The organism is Methanosarcina sp. KYL-1, from assembly GCF_024372725.1.
Classification (GTDB): domain Archaea; phylum Halobacteriota; class Methanosarcinia; order Methanosarcinales; family Methanosarcinaceae; genus Methanosarcina.
The window spans coordinates 88982-103830 of sequence record NZ_VOUA01000005.1 but is presented as its reverse complement, the minus strand read 5'-3'; the positions used below and the strand labels follow the sequence as shown (position 1 = coordinate 103830).

Here is a 14849-nt window from a genome sequence, read left to right as displayed (position 1 = left end):
AAAAAGAGGGGAAATTGGAAGGATTTCAAACTCGGGGATCTGGATACAATAAACGCATTAAATTAGAAGGGGATATTTTTTGATTCATTCAAACGATAATATATTATTTGTAGTGCATTCATACAATTCTTTCCAAAAAGAGTCTATTAACAGTTTATGCAAGTATTTTAACGAATGCTCTGTTTTAGTCAGGTCAAACCCCATTGCAGAAATTTCTAAATACATCACAATTCCCTACCTGGATATATTTAAACTGGATCACAAAATTGATAAAACCAACATTCCCCCTAATATAAAGGTATGGCCAACCAAGATTATATATGCACCACTTGATGCGCAGTACAAAAGGCTCGGCGAAAAACATTATAAAGCTGTGGAGAACACAATAAACAAGAAGAAAGTAGAATTTAATATAATCCATTCTCACTTCACGTGGTCATCTGGGTATGTTGGTGCAAAGATTAAAGAAAAATATAGTGTACCGTTTGTGGTTACTACACATGGCTATGACATTTATAATTTACCATTTAAGGATGAAGAATGGAAGGAAAGAATAGAATATGTGCTTAACTCAGCAGATCATATAATTACAGTGAGCAAAAGCAACCTAGAATGTATAAGAAAACTAACTGTAAAAACCCCTGTCACAGTTCTGCCAAATGGTTACAGGGATGATTTATTTTATCCAGAGGATCAAAAAAAGTGTAGAAATGCACTAAATATACCCCATGGTAAAAAAATCATCTTAACGGTTGGGAGCCTGCTTGAGATCAAAGGGCACAAATATCTGATTGAAGCTATGGGCGAAGTTGTGAAACGTAGAAACGACGTCCAGTGTTATATAGTCGGTGGAGGGGTTTTAGAAAAAAAATTAAAAAAACAGATTGTATCAAGAGGCTTACAGGATTATGTGAAAGTAGTGGGTAGCAGACCACATGATGAGATTCCCATCTGGTTAAATGCATGTGATGTGTTTGTGTTGCCGAGCTTAAATGAAGGGAACCCAACAGTTATGTTTGAATGCTTGGGATGTGGAAAACCATTCGTTGGTACGAAGGTAGGCGGCGTTCCTGAAATAATCACTTCCGATGATTATGGATTGCTGTGTGAAACTGGGAGAACAAAAGAGCTAGAAGAAAACATTTTGCTAGCACTGAATAAAGAATGGGACAATATTAAGATTAAGGAATATTCAGAACAATTTACCTGGGACGTTATAGCCAGAAAGATAGCAAATATTTATTCCGAAGTTGGGTTTATTAATCTTGACGTCTAATCAACTGGTGGGAATTTATATGGTGGGGGTTCCTTATGCAGATGAAAAAAAATCAAATATTTACATTGTTGTCAATATTCTGCTTTATTCTTCAGAGTAGGAATTTATTCCTGCTCAGGAATGTTCAACCGGTCGGATACGTTGTAGATATATATTCGATGCTTCCACTAAGTTTTTATTTAGGTTTAATAATTTGTTATTTGGTAGCAACATTTTTAGTTTTAAATGGAATGAAAAAAGTGGGTACTCTTATCCTTTGTTTAAACCACTTTGAAATATTGATCATACCTTATATGCTGGGATATTATTCAATGGGTCGTGCCGATGACATGGGCTACATTGGAGAATATCTGCATATTGCAACTTCAGGGCATTTCGGAAGCTGGAATATATATCCTGCCAGTCATATCATTGGTGCTAGCATATCGGTGATTTCTGATTTAGAAGCACATGAAACGTCTTTCATTATTCCAATAATTTTTTCATTTGTGTTTATTTCCGGGATTTACCTGTATTCAAGAGAATTATTTTCCAATTCTTGTATTCATTCCTTAGTACTTGTTTCTTCTTTTATCCTGTATATAGGAATATACAATTATTTGAATGTCCCTCATGCACTTTTTTTTGCATTTATGCCTTTGTATTTATGTTATTTTTACAAATATCTTGGGAGGTATAATGACACCTCATATTCAATAATATTTGTTTTAATGACGTTACTTATACCCTTTACCCACCCTTTTATTGTATATTTCCTGTTTGTTGTTTTTTTATTTCACTTAATACCAAAATACATATCAAGCTCAAATATAGAGGTATTGAAGATTCCAAAAATTAAAGTATATAGTTACTTAATATTAATTGTCTCTTTCATTTTTTGGTATATATATAGTGAAATTATAATTATAAGGTTTGAAAAAAGCTACGTCAGTTTTATAAATCGAATTACAGAACCGGTCTTTGTAGAAACTACCGACAAATTGGCAAAACTTAATTTTGATTTTTTTGATTACATACAATTGTTTAGTTTTTTTTATGGTCGGTATTTAATTCCTACACTTATCATCCTTATTTCGATAATTTACTTATATTTCCGAAAAGATTTGTTAAAAGTAAATACCCTTAAAAACTATCCATATTTATTAACATTTTATTTACTACTGTTGATTATACAAATGATATTATTACTCAACCCGATAATCTCTCATCAGCCGGATAGAGTTATGAATTTAAATTTTGTAGTTTATGCCCAGATACCTCTATTTGCCTGTGCTTTATACCTGCTTTTTTTGGAAAATTCAAAATCTTTGTATAAGCTGTTAATAGTTTGTGGGATCCTTTCGTTTATCTGGACTTTAAGCCTATTTGGATGCCTTGATTCTCCAAATGTATATCGTACAAACGTTGCCCTTACACATAATGAAGTACAGGGAATGGACTGGTTTTATGAAGTGAAAGACGAGTCAATTGTTAGTGCTCCAATGAGCCAGATAAACAGATTTCAGGCCATACTTGGCGATCAAGAAAGAAGATACGGCCAGAATAATACAGCTGACCATTTCGGTTATTTAAATAGCTCGGGAAACTTTATGGATGTCAATTTAGGATTGGGCAAAGGAACATATGTTATTATTTTAACAATAGATGAATTGCTGTATCAAGAAGTCCCTGGCTATAAGGCCGTTGGAAGGTTTACTAAAGAAGACTTTGATAGATTCAGAAATGATAAGTCGGTGAATAAGATATATGACTCAGTTAATATTGAGATTTTTAAATCTTAACTCATAGTAAAATAATCGAGGAAAATGGGAACACACGACTAAAAATGTTTCATTACAGTAAAATTCAGTAAAGCAGCAACACTGCCTAAACATTTATGTGATAGGGGTCCAATCTGCAATTAACTATTATAATTTCAAAGGCCAACCCATGTTCAGCCTAAAATTCAGCAAAACTATGAAAGACGTCCAATGGTCGTTCGTCAGTTTCGCAACAGCCTCTTTTGCACACCTGCTACTTAGAATAGTGCTAGGAAGATCACTGGGCCCTTCAGGACTTGGTCTTTACACCCTGGTCTTTACCATCTACATGTTCGGCATGCAGTTCGCAGCATTTGGCATAGGATCGGCCCTGACCAAATACGTCGCTCAATACCAGGATGATCTGCCAAAGATCAATGAATTCGTTTCTTCCGGAATTCTTGGGTCCATGATAAGCGGATCTGCAATGGGTTTGTTGCTATATACTCTTTCCGAAATTATCTCCATTCATTTCTTCCACAACTCTGAGATGACAAACCTCTTAAAGATCACAGCACTCTGCTTCCCTTTTATCTCCATGCAGAAGGTTGTCATTGGGACTTTGAATGGCCTAAGGGAGATGAAATGGTATGCTGTTGTAAACATTTTCCAGAATGTATCAGTACTGGTGATCTCCATCATACTTGTACTCCGGTTGAACATGGATGTTATGGGTGCGGTACTTGGCTTCGTGATTCCTACAATCCTGGTGGGCATGCTTTCCCTTACATTTATAAGAAACTTTTTAGTTCGACCTTCAAAACTTACAAGTACTGTTCTTAAAGAAATCTCATGGTTTGGGTTCTATGTTGTCCTTGCAAACTCCATTGGAATGATTAATACACAAATCGACAGCTTGCTGATAGGCCATTTCATGGATGAGACAGAGGTGGGGTATTATGAGGTCGCGATCATCTTTATGCAAGGAGTTATCTTATTACCACAGGCATTACAGAGAGTTACAACACCTTCAATAGCAACCTATTATGGAAAGGGAGACTTAAACAAAATCCAACAACTTATCAAAAACACAATGTTCAAATCGTTTGCAATAACAGTTTGTATTTCAGTTATACTTGCAATCTTCGGAAAGTTTTTGATCGTGATGGTCTTCAAAGAGGAATTTCTGCCTGCATATATACCAATGATCACATTGCTTATCGGGTATTCCATTTATTCTACATTTGTATCAATAGGAGGGTGCCTTGCAAGCATCGGAAAAGTTCAGATCATATTCAAGATCAGTGCTGTATGTGCTGCGCTGAATACAATATTGAATATTTTATTAATACCAAGATTCGGACTTATTGGAGCTGCAAGCGCCACATCAATTTCGTTGCTGTTCACAACTTTAATAAATATGTATTACGTAAAGAGATACACTTCCAAAAGATATGCAAAATAAGTGACGAAAGGATTAAAATCTGAAATCCACTAAAGCGGACACCGTTGAATATATTTTATTCAAAGAATATGTTCCTTTTCGACAAATAGTTGCACGGTTTGCTAAGAAAAATACATTTATATAAAAAATTTATATAAGTAAGGCGAGATAAAGTCCTGTTAGAATATTTAAAATTATTAGCATCATCCTCATCTATCCAGAACTCATATGAGACTTTTTCTTATCTTCCGGATTTTCAATTATTTCATATTTTATATTTCATGATGCTCCTGAATATTTCCGAATTATATCTGCAACCTCACTTTATACTGCCCCTGATTTTTGATTTTCCTCTACTGCGATCAAATCTTCGATGCAGACCTCCCAATAGATCAATTATTTTTGATTTACTGCTTCAAAAATGTTCTTTTGGGGTTTAGAGACTTTCGATAAACTCCTTATGCGCGTGCACAGTAGGGATTTAGATCTCACAAAATTAATTTTAATTTGTGAAAACCTTACTGATTTTGTTCTCAAAGAGGAATACAAACGCATTCAATCAATTGAGATAAGCACTCCAAAATTGAATCCATAATTGACTGGAAACCTTTTCGGTCCATAGATTCTATCAACCTTTGAAAAATTCAAATAACTGATCACTAAATGGAAAGAACTCAGATCTGTTAGATCCATAATAAAACATATTTTCAAATTACGAAGAAAGCACACTATATGGAGGACTGCCATATATACACAAGGACATGGGCCTTAAAATACGGTTTTTTAACTTTAATATTAGATGATGTGACCATATATAACAGGATTAATGAAAAAAAGAATCAAAAGCCTTCTATGAATAGCAAGAGAAAGAGGGGGCTATTGTAAAATATTGTCACCAGAACTGATGTTTTGTTCTGCAACCATAAATGCCACTACTTTTAAAATATTTGCACAAATGCAAAATATAAAGATTTAGACCTCAAAAAGCAAATCAGCAAGGTATGCTTCCACAAGCCCTAAAAAATTCATTTTTGAAATCAGCAAAGTCGCCTTCAATCCGTTTGACCATATCTGAATCAATGTAACTCATTTGATTCAAAAAATTATGGCAACTTAATTTGTGTAAAAAGTACCCATTACGGGATGAGGAGACCACACCCTTAAACAGTCAAAAATAATATAATAGATTATTAAAAATTTCAAAAATATACCATAAATATTTTATACTATGCTGAAATAAAAGAATGAAGTCAACTCGGAAAATTTAACTAAAAACTGAATATGGACAAATTTACAGAGTTGATCTTTTAAAGGGAACATCCAACCAAACAGGAGGTATAACCCAGAAAAAGGGAAATAAAGAAATCCTGTTAAATGTAACGAATTTTCATTTAAAATTAATAGGCTGAGGCTTTATATTCAGCCCTTATCAGAAAAAGTACGGTTTAGGAAGTTAGAGCTGAAGAGTGGAGACTTTCTTCAAGCAGCGGGTGCGAACCCAAAAGAAACCGAAAGAAGATCTGAAAAAGATTAGGATCAAACCTTGCAGAAGTATTCAATGTTACAGACAATATTATAGAGATACAATATAAAATTCAACACATAAATATTACAAAAAAACCCTATATGATCCAACCCAAATAAAGGTGATTAAATGTTAAAACGAAAATTAGGAGCCCTATTTCTACTAACAAGTCTCCTCCTAACAGGTATTCCCACTACTTTAGCCGCGCCGGCGGCACCAATCGTTTATGTTGCCGGAGATGGCAGTGGAGACTTTAACTGTGATGGAAAAGATGACCATGTGCAGATAAATGCAGCCCTTAAATTCGTAGCAGACAACCCACAATTTACAACTGTTTACCTTAAAGGCCCCTTCACATACGTTATAGACAGTACCCTTCTCATCGGAGATAATACAATACTCGAAGGTGATTCGGACGCTTGCATTAAATTAGCCGATGAAGCAGGTTGGGCGACGTTGGTTCCCCTGATTAAAAACCGGGATTCGGCCGGAAATGACCATATTACCATCCGGGGTTTTGAGATTAATGGTAACAGCGAAAAACAGATGTCCTTAGGAAGTAGCAGGTTAGGAAGAGGATATTATAATTTAATGCATTTCACCAAGTCCTCCGACATTACAGTAGAGAACATGTATTTGCATCACGGCTGTGGTGACGGTCTTAAAGTGGAAAATGTAGATAATGTAAATTTCATTGACAATACCGTTTACCAGCTTGGTCATGATGCACTGTACTGCATTTATTCAAAAAACATTGTAGCCGCTAACAACGATATTTTTACGCGGACAAACAGTGCACTGAGATTGACAAATTCAAACAACGCAAAACTTCACGACAATCTCATACATTCGGAATATAAGCTTAGCAGCGGGTCTTCAACAGGCCCTGGCATTGAAATACAAAAAACAAATGGCTATACAATGGGAGATATTGAGGTTTTTGACAATGTTCTCCACACGCTGAACGGTGCCGGGATCTGGATGTTTGGTTACGACAACGATAACGTTAAGCGTGGCAGTGATGTGTACATCCACCATAATATATTTAAGAATGTTGGCCAGTACTGGGTAGATACCGGATACAGCAATGCGGGCATCATAATCAGCCAGTTTGATAATACCAGAATTGAAAACAACGTATTTGATAACGGCGGGCATGCCGGAATAAAATTCTGGAAATATTCAAGCCAATATCAGATGAGCGGAACCTTTACAGCAACTGTAAGGAATAACGTTGTTCTCAACCACGATGACCATGAAGCAGCCGGGATATGGGTCCAGGACACGGCTTCGGGCAAATACGCAATTAAATCCGAAAACAACTGTTTCTATAACAATGCAGGCGGCTCGTACTTAGGTCCGGGCATTACCCGATCAAATGATATTCTGACTGACCCTCTCTTTGTAAACCCCTCGAAAAACGACTACCATCTGAAGTCCAAAAGCGGACACTGGGATGGAAAAACATGGGCAGCAGATACAGTAAGTTCCCCCTGCATCGATGGAGGATATACCTCTTCAGATTATTCCAATGAACCTGAAGACAACGGAAACAGAATCAACATCGGAAGATACGGAAACACAAAATATGCATCATTATCCGGATCAAGCGGCACGATTCCGGCCAACAATGCTCCGGTAATGGACTCAATTACCAGTCAAACAGTTGAAGAAGGCAGCACCCTGACTTTCACAGTGAAAGCTACGGATGCGGATGGAGACAGCCTTACATATTCAGCTTCAAACCTCCCTGTGGGTGCAAACCTTAACAGTGAATCAGGTTCTTTCACCTGGACTCCGACAGAGGGCCAAGCAGGAACATACAAAGTGACATTCACTACAAGCGACGGAAAACTTTCCGACTCAAAGGAAGCCACCATTACCGTCGTAGTAAGTGGAGAAAACCCTGTCCCCAATGAAGAGATATATGACAACCGCCTCCGTGAAGCTTCACCTGATGCAGTAATAGGAGACAACAACTACATCGATATTGGAGAAATAAGCGGGAAGGGAAGGTACAGAGATGTCTTATGGTTTGACCTGAGTGCATACAGCGATGCGGAGACAATAGACAAAGCAACTCTTTCACTCTTCTGGTATTATCCGAAAAGTAATGTGAGGCCGGAGGACACCATAGTGGAAATTTACAGGCCTGAGGAGTGGAACCCGAACTACGTGAGCTGGAACAACCGGGACCTTAACAACCCGTGGGACAATGCAGGAGGAGACTGGTATGATAAGAACAACATCTCCCAGGGCAGCACCCCCTATGCAACAATTACCTTTAATGGAAGTGACTTCGCTGACGATGGTTACCACGAGCTGGATGTAACCGACCTTGTGAAAGAATATGTTAGCGGAGAGTACGAGAACGCCGGATTCCTGATAAAAGACCGCAGTGAAAGCGGAAACTATATAGCTTTCTACAGCAGCGACTACGAAATCGAAGGATGCAAACCGAAACTTGACATAACACAGAAAAAAATAACTGAACCTGTCACCCTCAGTGACCTTCAGGATAACCGCCTCCGTGAAGCTTCACCTGATACAGTCTTCAAGGACTTGCGCTATATAGATCTCGGAGGAAGAGACAAAGTCGGTGCATACAGAGGCCTGCTCCTGTTCAACTTAAGTGAATACGACAGTGCGGAGACTATCGAAAAGGCTAACCTTTCCCTTTTCTGGTACTACCCTGCCGGGACAGAAAGGCCAGAAGATACCATTGTAGAAATCTACAGGCCTGAAACCTGGAACCCCGATTCTGTGACCTGGAACAACCGGGACCTTAATAAGCCGTGGGAAAATGCCGGAGGAGACTGGTTCGATAAGGACGGTGTCTCCCAGGGAAGTGCTCCTTACGCAACACTGACCCTCAAGGGAAGTGACGTACCTGGCAATGGTTACTATGAGCTTGATGTCACCGACCTTATGAAAGAATACGTAAGTGGGAAGTACGAAAACACCGGATTCCTGATTAAAGCCCGCAATGAAAGCGGAAACTACATAGCCTTCTACAGCAGCGATTGCGGAATCGAAGGATGCACACCGAAACTCAACATAACACAGAAACCAGTTTCGGAACCTGTTGTCCTTAGTGATCTTCTGGACAGCCGCCTTCGTGAAGGGTCCCCTAATACGGCCTTCAAGGACGTGAGGTATATAGACCTCGGAGGAAGGGACGGAGTTGGTGCCTACAGAGACCTGCTCTTATTCGACTTAAGCGAATACGACAGTGAGAAAACTCTCGAAAAAGCTACCCTTTCTCTCTTCTGGTACTACCCTGCCGGAATTGAAAGGCCAGAGGACACAATTGTCGAAATCTACCGGCCGAAAGTCTGGAACCCGGATTACGTGACCTGGAACAACTGGGACCTTAACAACCCGTGGGACCATGCAGGTGGAGACTGGTTTGATAAGAACAACGTAGCTCAGGGCAGCACCCCCTACGCAACCCTTACCCTCAATGGAAGCGAGGCCCCTGACAACAGTTACCATGAACTGGACGTCACCGACCTTGTGAATGAGTACGTAAGCGGGAAGTACGAAAACACCGGGTTCCTGATTAAAGCCCGCATAGAAAGCAAAAACTACGTGGCATTCTACAGCAGCGACTATGAAGATGAAAACCAGAGGCCAAAGTTAATATTGGAAAAAGCATAAAATTTTCGCAGTATCAGACATTAATAAACCGAAAAAAAACCGCACAGATGGAGAAATCCTTCCTGTGCTGCTAATTTTTAGAGTTAATTTTTCCTCAGCAGATTTTTATTGTTGGACTATTTTGCAGGAATTTTCTTCAAAAACAATATTTATCAAGATGGCTTTTTTGAGACACCCTAACTTCTTCCATTTATCACATATTACACCGAATAGTTATCGGCCAACTGGAATTTTTGCGGCAATGTCACTTGAAAAAGAAATTGAATCATTGAAAAGTGGCTCTGTAGAAATCCTCTGGAATAAATCCTCCTGAAAATACTCTGGAATAAAGAATCTGAATTAATTTGAACTGAATGGCCTGATATTCTATTACGTACTAATTTTCGGCCTCTTGCAGTTGATTTAGATAGGTTTTCTACAAAACCGGAAAAGCATAAGCTTCCCAACCAACAGATAACCTTTTTTGAACTAAAAAACATATCATAATAGCTTTACTTTGAGATGTTGGAAAATACAAGAGGGAAAACTTATGGGTATTAGTTGGGATTCAAAAATAAAGAGATATATTGTAATTTTTATTCTTTTGATAGCAATCTCTGCCAGTATTATCTTTAACCCAACTACAATCTTTAATAACCCAACTACAAAGGAGCTAACAGTATATGTTGCTGGAGATGGCAGCGGAGATTATAATTGTGACGGCACTGATGACCATTTGCAAATAAATGAAGCTCTTAATTTTGTAGAAGAAAACCCTGAATTCACAACCGTATACCTTAAGGGGCCCTTCAAATACGTAATAAACGACACCCTTCTTATCGGTGATGACACAATACTTGAGGGCGATTCAGATGCATGTATTACGATACCCAATTCGGCAGGTTGGGCAAAAGCGATTCCCCTGATTAAAAACCGGGATTCATCTGGAAACAAAAATATTACGATTCAAGGTTTTGAGATTGATGGTAACAGCGAAGAACAGATGTCATTAGGAAGTAGAAGGTTGGGAAATTCATATTATACAATGATGTATTTTAGCAAGTCCACTAACATCAAAGTGCAGAATATGTATCTGCATCATGGTTGCAATGATGGATTGAAAGTAGAGTATTCAGACAATGTCATTTTCGAGAACAATATTGTATATAAACTTGGGCATGACGTAGTTTATTGTCTTTATTCGAACAATATTATAGCCGCTAACAATGATATTTTCACGAGAACAAACAGTGCTCTTAGATTATCAAATTCAAACCATGCAAAATTTTACAACAATATCATACATTCAGAATTTAGTGGGTATTCAACAGGCCCCGGCATTCAATTACAAAAGACAAATAACTACTTAATGGATGATATAGAGATTTTTAATAATGAGATACATACGCTTAACGGCGCTGGCATTTTTATGTATGGCCATGATAAGAGAATACGTGGCAGTGATGTGTACATACATAATAATATATTCCGTGATGTTGGACAATATTGGAAAGATACGGGATACAGTAATGCGGCCATTGTAATAAGTCAGTTTGATAACACCAGGATTGAGAATAACGTGATTGATGATGGTGGACATGCCGGGATCAAATTCTGGAAATACTCGAGCCAATATCAAATGAGTGGAACTTTTACAGCAACTTTAAGAAATAACATTATCCTCAATCACGATGACCATACTGCGGCAGGAATATGGGTTCAGGATGACACAGCAAATAAATACAAAATTGTATCTGAGAATAATTGCTTTTACAACAACAGAGGTGGTTCATATGCAGGTCCAGGCATCACCCAATCTAATGATATTCAGGCCGACCCTCTCTTTGCGGACCCCTCAAAAAACGATTACCACTTGAAGAGCGTTGCAGGACGCTGGTCTGAAAACGGATGGGTATTTGATGATGAAACAAGTTCATTGATTGATTCCGGACATTCAATATCAGATTACCGGAATGAACCTGAATCAAACGGGGACCGGGTCAATATTGGACGATACGGCAACACAAACGAAGCCTCCAGAAGCATTTCCAATTAACCTGCAGTCTTCCGAAGGCTCAGACAAGACGGTGATCTTTTAAAGATACCTGCGTGGCAGCGGTGGAGCAGTAATCCAGCGTACACAAGACCCTGTGGGTGCAGATAATGTGACGCTGATAGTAACAGTTGTCGAAGCAAATACATACTGATGCTGAAAATTGGCATCAAAACAGAAGGAGAAGGAAACTTCAAAATCTCAAGTTAAAGCTTGATGAAAGATTGCAGCCTTAGAAACTCGCTTCAAACCAAAACAGTGGAAAAGAAGTAAACCTCCTTCTACGGACTTTTTTGTGTTAAAAACCTAAAACCCGGAGTCGCCGCAAAAAGAGCAGAAAGAAAACCTGAAGATAAGAAGGCCGTTCAGGGACTGCTCTTGAAATGGTTGATGATCCTTAGTATACTGAGAAGTAGCTTTCTGCAAAATCAGGTCATACAGGTTTGCAATCCGGAAAACAACTTGTCAGTTATAGAAGGAATTCTAGCAACTTTCAGCGAGAAACACCATATACCCAGATACGTTACCTATTTTTTACCATCAGCGTACCTTGAAACAAATGTACTATTATCTATTTTAATTTTTATTTAAAAAAATATCTATCTTGTCAAAAAATATATTAATCAATTTCATATTTGGAGAAGATAATGAGGGCATGAAAAAACGACCTCCGTAGATACATATTGATCATTCTGTTTGATTATGTTTTGCTTGCAGATACCGGAAATATGTGACTTTAACCTGCAAAATTAAGGCACAGTAGCAAACAGATTAAAAATCTGAGAGTTATACCAAAAATATTTTATAATATGCTGGAATAAAAGAGCGAAGTCAACTCGAGAAATATAACCAAAGACTGAATACAGATGAATTTACAGAGTTGATCGATTGAAGGGAACAATCCAGCCAAACAGGAGGTATAACCCAGAAAAAGGGAAATAAAGAAATCCTGTTAAATATAACGAATTTTCATTTAAAATTAATAGGCTGAGGCTTTATATTCAGCCCTCATCAGATAAAATACGGTTTAGAAAGTTAGAGCTGAAGAGTGGATACTTTCTTCAAGCAGCGGGTAAGAACCCAAAAGAAACCGAAAAAAGATCTGAAAAAGATTAGAATCAAACCTTGCAGAAGTATTCAATGTTACAGACAATATAATAAAGATATAATATAAAATTCAATAAATGAATATCCCAAAAAAACCCTATATGATCCAACCCAAATAAAGGTGATTAAATGTTAAAACGAAAATTAGGAACCCTATTTCTACTAACAAGTCTCCTTCTAACAGGCATTCCCACTACTTTAGCCGCGCCGACGGCACCAACCGTTTATGTTGCCGGAGATGGCAGTGGAGACTTTAACTGCGATGGAAAAGATGACCATGTGCAGATAAATGAAGCCCTTAAATTCGTAGCAGACAACCCACAATATACAACTGTTTACCTTAAAGGACCTTTCACATACGTAATAGACAGTACCCTCCTCATCGGGGATAACACAATACTTGAAGGTGATTCGGACGCCTGTATTAAATTAGCCGATGAAGCAGGTTGGAAGACGTTGGTTCCCCTGATTAAAAACCGGGATTCGGCCGGAAATGACAATATTACCATCCGGGGTTTTGAGATTGATGGTAACAGTGAAAAACAGATGTCCTTAGGAAGCAGCAGGTTAGGAAGAGGATATTATAATTTAATGCATTTCACCAAGTCCTCCGACATTACAGTAGAGAATATGTATTTGCATCACGGCTGCGGTGACGGCCTTAAGGTGGAAAATGTAGATAATGTAAATTTCGTTAACAATACCGTTTACCAGCTTGGCCATGATGCACTGTACTGCATGTACTCGAACAACATTGTAGCCGCTAACAACGATATTTTCACGCGGACAAATAGTGCTCTAAGATTAACAAATTCAAACAACGCAAAACTTCACGACAATCTCATACATTCGGAATATAAGCTTAGCAGCGGGTCTTCAACAGGTCCGGGTATTGAAATACAAAAAACAAATAGCTATGCAATGGATGATATTGAGATTTATAACAATGTCCTGCACACGCTGAACGGTGCTGGGATCTGGATGTTTGGCTACGATAACGATAATGTAAAGCGTGGCCAAGATGTATACATTCACCACAATATATTCAAGAATGTTGGCCAGTACTGGGTAGATACCGGATACAGCAATGCGGGTATCATAATTAGTCAGTTTGATAATACCAGAATTGAGAACAACATAATTGATAATGGCGGACATGCTGGAATTAAGTTCTGGAAATACTCAAGCAAATATCAAATGAGTGAAACCTTTACAGCAACGGTAAGAAATAACATTATCCTTAACCAGGACGACCATGCAGCGGCCGGGATCTGGGTTCAGGACACGGCTTCGGGCAAATACGCAATTAAATCCGAAAACAACTGTTTCAACAACAATACAGGCGGTTCATATGTAGGCCCGGGAATCTCACAGTTAGATGATATTCTGAGTGACCCCCTCTTTGTAGACCCCTCGAAAAACGATTACCACCTGAAGAGTGCTTCAGGACACTGGTTTGAGAACGAGTGGGTATTTGATAATGAAACAAGCCCACTAATTGATGCCGGATATTCTCTGTCAGATTACCGTAATGAACCTGAATCAAACGGAGACCGGATCAATATTGGACGATACGGCAACACAAACGAAGCCTCCAGAAGCATTTCCAACTAAACTACAGTCTTCCCCACAGGTTCATACCAGACTGCGATGCTTTGATGGACACACAGGTAGGAGTCGATATGCAAATACATACCTCTGATACTGCCATTGTCATCAAAACAGAAGCTGAGAGGGAAAAACCAAAACATTACATATAATAATCTACTGTTGGAATATTCAGGTTGCCTTATAAAATACTGTTGGGTCGGCCCGATCCCAACACATTAAAATTTATTCCACGTTTCTGCAATCCTATTTGAACGTTTTTCAGATACATAATATAAAGGAAGTTCGGTAGGGCCATAGATCTGGGTCTTTTTGCCGAGACTGCGTTCCTTTTACACCTTTTGCTTGATGATATTGTTGAAGGTAGCATAATTTATTTTATTCGTATACAATAACTCAATCAGTGTGTTCTCGTATATGAATTTGGGTTTTGTAGAAGTTAATTTATTTCATTATCC

The 14849-nt window shown here is 38.2% G+C and carries 6 protein-coding genes; all 6 read left to right on the top strand.

All coding sequences use genetic code 11. The features are described from left to right. The first annotated feature begins 79 nt into the window (after nt 1-79). Nucleotides 80-1276, top strand: a complete 1197-nt coding sequence (locus FTO70_RS06135; RefSeq protein ID WP_255334858.1) for a glycosyltransferase family 4 protein — start codon at nt 80-82, stop codon at nt 1274-1276. A 35-nt stretch (nt 1277-1311) separates the two neighbouring features. After that, on the top strand, nt 1312-3057 hold the full coding sequence (locus FTO70_RS06130; protein WP_255334857.1) for a hypothetical protein: 1746 nt from the start codon (nt 1312-1314) through the stop codon (nt 3055-3057). A gap of 175 nt (nt 3058-3232) precedes the next feature. After that, nucleotides 3233-4480: a flippase gene (locus FTO70_RS06125; protein ID WP_255334856.1), complete on the top strand. Its 1248-nt coding sequence runs from the start codon at nt 3233-3235 to the stop codon at nt 4478-4480. Nucleotides 4481-6113: 1633 nt separating this feature from the next. Further along, nucleotides 6114-9644: a disaggregatase related repeat-containing protein gene (locus tag FTO70_RS06120; protein ID WP_255334855.1), complete on the top strand. Its 3531-nt coding sequence runs from the start codon at nt 6114-6116 to the stop codon at nt 9642-9644. 529 nt (nt 9645-10173) lie between these two features. Next, a complete protein-coding gene (locus tag FTO70_RS06115) occupies nt 10174-11679 on the top strand; it encodes a right-handed parallel beta-helix repeat-containing protein (protein ID WP_255334854.1) in 1506 nt (501 codons plus the stop codon). A 1233-nt stretch (nt 11680-12912) separates the two neighbouring features. Then, nucleotides 12913-14397 (top strand): right-handed parallel beta-helix repeat-containing protein, encoded by a 1485-nt coding sequence (locus FTO70_RS06110; protein WP_255334853.1) that lies wholly within the window; start codon nt 12913-12915, stop codon nt 14395-14397. Nucleotides 14398-14849 lie beyond the last annotated feature (452 nt).